At 38.3% G+C, this 5342-nt stretch carries 6 protein-coding genes; 5 read left to right on the top strand and 1 reads right to left on the bottom strand.

The features are described 5' to 3' along the window. The first annotated feature begins 193 nt into the window (after positions 1–193). The 5 genes from L1D51_RS20300 (at position 194) to L1D51_RS20280 (ending at position 4093) form a co-directional block, all read left to right on the top strand. Positions 194–1588 (top strand): RimK-like ATPgrasp N-terminal domain-containing protein, encoded by a 1395-nt coding sequence (locus L1D51_RS20300; protein WP_239964666.1) that lies wholly within the window; start codon positions 194–196, stop codon positions 1586–1588. Next, on the top strand, positions 1588–2691 hold the full coding sequence (locus tag L1D51_RS20295) for a GNAT family N-acetyltransferase/peptidase C39 family protein (RefSeq protein ID WP_239964665.1): 1104 nt from the start codon (positions 1588–1590) through the stop codon (positions 2689–2691). The genes L1D51_RS20300 and L1D51_RS20295 overlap by 1 nt, the downstream gene beginning before the upstream one ends. 30 nt (positions 2692–2721) lie before the next feature. Beyond that, positions 2722–3216: an MgtC/SapB family protein gene (locus L1D51_RS20290; RefSeq protein WP_054551426.1), complete on the top strand. Its 495-nt coding sequence runs from the start codon at positions 2722–2724 to the stop codon at positions 3214–3216. Positions 3217–3352: 136 nt separating this feature from the next. Beyond that, complete coding sequence (locus L1D51_RS20285) at positions 3353–3649, top strand: hypothetical protein (protein WP_239964664.1); 297 nt, start codon at positions 3353–3355, stop codon at positions 3647–3649. Between the two features lie 3 nt (positions 3650–3652). Beyond that, positions 3653–4093 carry a GNAT family N-acetyltransferase gene (locus tag L1D51_RS20280; RefSeq protein ID WP_239964663.1) on the top strand — a complete coding sequence of 147 codons (441 nt, stop codon included), beginning with the start codon at positions 3653–3655 and terminating at the stop codon, positions 4091–4093. Positions 4094–4103: 10 nt separating this feature from the next. Here the strand turns inward: L1D51_RS20280 and L1D51_RS20275 are convergent. Next, positions 4104–5342, bottom strand: a 1239-nt coding sequence (locus L1D51_RS20275) for a GAF domain-containing sensor histidine kinase (protein WP_239964662.1), incomplete at its 5' end; no start/stop codon positions are given.

Raw genomic sequence — 5342 nt, 5'->3', positions numbered from 1 at the left:
GGTATTTTTAATCAGTAAATTTAATCTTCAAGTAAAAAATATCTCGTTGGTCACAAAGCAAAAAAACCTCTATAAATCACATCAAGCTTAATGCTTATAAGCACCCATCTAGTTAAGTGAAGTTTAGCCTCATGCGTTCACTTAATTGGCTGGGTGTTTTCATTTTTTCATAAGACTTAATTTAGGAAAAGTCGTGTTTAAAACCTTGATTGTGGTTGATAACAATGAGCAACGTATTGCTCAAAATTTCGAAAATGTCATTACCTTTGACACCTACTTACGTGATTACCCAAAACATAATGAGCCAAAAACACGCATTTTAAACTTGTGTGATACAGGGCAGTATTTAAGTAAAGGTTATTATTGTTCTTTGCTTGCTGAAGCAAGAAAGCACCAGGTATTACCGAGTGTAAAAACAATTAATGCGCTACGTAGCGATGAGCACAGCACGCGTCATAAAGCGCTTGCTGGTGGCACTGTCTTTTTTGGTCACACAGATCAAGAACAGCAAAATAAAGCAACCAAAGCATTATTCGCGCAATATCCTGCGCCTATTTTGGTGTGTGATGATCACGGTGTTGTGAAGCAAGGCACGATTGCATCATTAGATGATATTGGCTTTACAGAGTTTGTAAAACAGCTCAATAGCTTTACGATGTCTGTATGGCGCATTCACGATAAAAAACGTCGTTACCGTTGGGATATGGCTATATTGGTTGATCACCAAGAAAAAGTGCCGCCAAGTGATAAAGACGCCATTGCTAAATTTATTAAAGCAGCCGCTAAACATGGTATTTATGCCCAAGCACTGACATTTGATGAAATTACCAATATTGCACAATTTGATGCGTTATTTATTCGTCAAACAACTGCCATCGACCATCCAACCTATCGTTTAGCGAGTAAAGCACAAAGCTTAGGATTAGTGGTCATTGATGATGCAGAGTCGATACTGCGCTGTTGTAATAAAGTGTATTTGCACGATGCCTTTAATTATCAAAAAGTGCCAAGTTTAAAAACTCACGTTGTGGCTGATACAAACGAAGAGACAATTGAAAGTTTAGAAGCAAACTTCAGCTACCCACTGGTATTAAAAATGCCAGAAGGCTCTTTCTCAAAAGGCGTATTTAAAGTCGCTAATCGTGATGAGTTAGTTGCTAAGTTAACTGAGCTGTTTGAGTTCAGTGCACTTGTGCTTGCACAAGAGTACATGTACACCGAATACGACTGGCGTGTTGGGGTGTTAAATGGCCGTGCAATTTATGCGTGTCGTTATTTAATGGCTCGTAATCACTGGCAAATTTACAACCATGATGCAAAACGCTTTTTCTCAGGTGGTTTCGAGACCTTGCCAACCTTTGAGCTACCAAAAGTGGTACTTGATGCAGCTTTAAAAGCCTGTAAAACAGTGGGGAAAGGTTTGTATGGTGTTGATGTTAAAGATCATCAAGGTAAAGCGTACGTGTTAGAAGTGAATGACAACCCTAGTATCGACCATAAAGTCGAAGATGCCTATTTAGGTGATGAGCTTTATATGATCATTATGGATGAGTTTAAACAACGCCTAGAAGCACGAGGCCGCGGTTAATGAACGTATCTGTTTGTCAAATCCGCTTTGCTAAGGCTGCGGATTTGACGGCTCTTGTCGTCATTGAAGAGCAAAGCTTTAACCAAGATAGATTAAGTAGCCGTAGTTTAAAACGCTGGATCAGCGCAAGCCACGGCTTACTGATGGTGGCTGAGGTAGATAATCAACTGGTTGGTTATGGTTTAGTGTGGTGTCACAAAGGAACGCGGCTTGCTCGGTTATATTCACTGGCGGTTTTGCAATCTCAGCAAGGTAAAGGTATTGCTTCAAAGTTACTACTTGCGCTTGAAAATGAAACGGCTAAACGGGGCCGTTTATACATGCGTTTAGAAGTTGCGGTAAACAACCAATCAGCAATTCGTTTATATGAAAAACTGGGTTACCAGGTGTTTGGTCATTATAGTGATTATTATGATGACCATAGTGATGCCCATCGAATGCAAAAAAACATTCGTCGTAATATCGAATTTAATGCCGATAAACATACACCTTGGTACCAGCAAACTACCGAATTTACCTGTGGCCCAGCGGCGTTATTAATGGCAATGTCATCATTGAATGATACCGCAATGAGTCAACTTAAAGAGCTGGATATATGGCGTGAAGCCACGACTATTTTCATGACTTCAGGGCATGGCGGTTGTCATCCTCTAGGGTTAGCACTTGGTGCAATGAAACGTGGCTTTAAAGCTGATGCTATTTTAAATACCCGTGATACCTTGTTTATTGACGGGGTAAGAAGCGAAAAGAAAAAAGCCATTTTGCATACCGTACACAATCAGTTTGTGGCTGAAGCAATAGCTGCAAAACTGCCTGTGAGGTATCAAGAGTTAACCTTGGCTACCATTGAAGATTGGCTTGCTGAGGGTAAAGCGGTGGTGTTATTGATCAGCACCTATCGGTTTGATGGTAAAAAGTCACCGCACTGGGTGTGTGTAACGCATATTGATGAGCATTGCTTGTACGTGCATGACCCGTTTTGTGAAAACGAAAAACAATTGGCGATTGATTGTCAGCATGTGCCAATAGCTAAAGCCGATTTTACTAAAATGGCTAGTTTTGGTTCATCGCGTCTCAGTACTGCGATGGCCTTTTATTTATAATTTTGATTGTTAGTTTGATTTGGAAGTGCAGTGACACTGAGTAGTTTATTTGATATTGCCCCTTATTCTTGGTCAGCAATTGGTAGCGCTGCATTTTGCGGCGCAATTATTGGTATGGAGCGTCAATTACGCGGCAAACCTGTGGGTATTCGTACTTCAGCGCTCATTGTGTTAGGTACTTATTTGTTTCTATCAACAGCGTTTATGTTGCATGGAGAAGATATTGATCATTCACGTGTGGTTGGCCAAATTATCACCGGTATTGGCTTCTTAGGTGCCGGGGTGATGCTTGCAAAAGATGGCGCGGTTGTTGGTGTAACATCCGCTGCAACGATCTGGGTATTAGCATCAATTGGTGTTGTCATTGCCACCGACAACTTGCTAGCTGCAATAAAATTATCTGTGCTGGTAGTAGGTATTTTATATGGCGTAGATGTACTTGAAGCTAAATTTAAGAGCTTAGGTCGCGGCGTGCATGCCCGTGTAAAACGCTATTCAAAGTTGTATTATCGAAAAGAAAAGTGAAGTTAGAAGGTAATAGAGGTTAGAATTTAGAAGTTAGAAGTTAGAAGTTAGAAGTGAGTTTCTAACCATAGTATTTAAATGCTTTTTGGTATTGATATACTTTGTTTCATAAGGCATAAAAAAGGGATTTATATATATGAAATTACTCTTGTTTATTCTGACTTCACTCTGTTTTGTTATAAGTCATACGGTTAATGCGATTGTACCAAACACTGAATATTATCAATCAGCGCTAGTGTATATTATTAAGTTAAATGAACAGCTTTCTAAAGTTGAAATTGCATTGAAAACAGAACATAACAGAGACGTTTATCAACAATTGCAAAAAAACTTACAAGATGAAATTGTATTAATCCAAAAGCGAGTTGCTTTATACAAACAAATAGAGCAACAAAATTTGATCATGTATTCAAGCACTCATACAACAAAGTAGTGAATGGAAAAAAGTTACATAATTAAGCCAGCTAGTTTAGAAGATTTGTTACTTGTCGATAGTCAAATTCCTGAGTTTGATGGTCGAAATATCCTTAGTAAATTACAAGCACAGTGTGCAGATGTTGACCACCTAGCTTTAGTCGCTTATATCGATAATAAGCCTGTGGCCTACAAACTGGGTTATGCGTTAGATTCAAACACCTTTTATAGTTGGCTTGGCGCGGTTGCGCCAGAATGTAGAGGGCAGGGCATTGCACAGGCTTTATTAAACGCGCAAGAAGCATGGGTTAAAGCCCACAGTTATCTAGCTATAAAAGTTAAGTCGATGAACCGTTTTCCTGCAATGCTGAGTCTGCATATCAAAAATGACTATGCAATAGTAGGTTATGAAGACAGAGGCTGCACACAAACTAGTAAGATTTTATTCACGAAAGACATTTAAACTTTTTAGCTTACTTTGGCAAACTAATTAAAAAGTGGGCGCCTACATCACTTTCTTGTACGCAAATATCGCCTTGCAGTTGTTGGCTAACTATTTTCTTCGCTATGCTGAGGCCAAGCCCTATACCTGATTGGTTGTTTTTACCTTTATAAAATGGGGTAAAAATTGAGCTTAATTCAGTGCTACTGATACCAGTCCCGTTATCTGTGTAGTGAATTTTTAACACCTCATCAAAATCAAAAATATCAATTTCTATTAAAGGGTCTGTAATATTGTTGAATGCATGCTCAATTGAGTTTTGCAATAAAATAAACAGCACTTGTTTTAGCAAGTCTATTTCAACTTCTAATTGGCTATGCGGGTTTTGATAATTAATGTCTAATTTGATACTGCGATGTTTTATTTGCTCTTCTAAGTGTTTATACAATGACTCAGAGAGTTGCTCTAACGTCATGATTGTTTTACTTGATTGTGATTTGGTATACAACAAATCTTGTAAAATACGTATCTTGTAAGCAGATGAAGTTAAGTTTCTGTCTAGTAGTTCATTGGTATTTATCAATGTCTCTAAAGTATTTTGCAGTGCTTGTTGGCTAAGTCGTTTTTTTAAAAGTCTGGTTTGTGTTTCTTTGACAGCAAGTTGGGTAACATCTACTGCGGTAATGCAGTTACCGAGTGGTGTGTTGAGCTCGTGGGCTATTCCTCTAATTAAAGTGGCTAGTTCAGCAAACTGTTGCTGCTCAAACGCTTGTTTTTGCTGATACAATAATTTCAGTTGTGTTTCGAAGCTTTGCTTAATGGTTTCGAGTAGTTTTATCACAGGCTCGTTATATTCATGGGGTTTGCTATCTAAGATACAAATTGTGCCAAATGGGGTGGTGTCTCCTGCACATATAGGTAAACCTAAATAAGAAATCATATTAAGCTTGATATCTGGGTTTTCTTTGAAGTCTTCATCAATAAGTGCGTTTGGAATGTTCAGTAATTTCTGCGTTTTTACGACATGCTCACAATAAAGGCCTGAATCTTCTAACTCTTCACTGTCACCAATTTCATAAGGATTATCTTGGTTATTGTTTTTTGAAAATACACTAATAATATTGTTTTCTACTTTCATTACTAAGGCGACGGGCACATCAGCAAAAAGGGCTAAAACTTCGAGGGTTTTATTCCAACTTTGCACTAATTCATCATAATCAAGCTGATACATTTTTAGACTCAAACAAATACCTATACAACTAACTAAAAG

Origin of the sequence: Pseudoalteromonas shioyasakiensis (assembly GCF_022398475.1) — a bacterium.
In the GTDB taxonomy this organism is placed as follows: domain Bacteria; phylum Pseudomonadota; class Gammaproteobacteria; order Enterobacterales; family Alteromonadaceae; genus Pseudoalteromonas.
The sequence above is the reverse complement of the archived record's forward strand: the minus strand, read 5'-3'. Positions and strand labels throughout refer to the sequence as shown.

Bases quoted from the DNA above. Each gene is read 5' to 3' on its own strand.
- L1D51_RS20280 (WP_239964663.1), top strand. From the start codon at position 3,653: ATGGAAAAAAGTTACATAATTAAGCCAGCTAGTTTAGAAGATTTGTTA.
- L1D51_RS20285 (WP_239964664.1), top strand. From the start codon at position 3,353: ATGAAATTACTCTTGTTTATTCTGACTTCACTCTGTTTTGTTATAAGT.
- L1D51_RS20295 (WP_239964665.1), top strand. From the start codon at position 1,588: ATGAACGTATCTGTTTGTCAAATCCGCTTTGCTAAGGCTGCGGATTTG.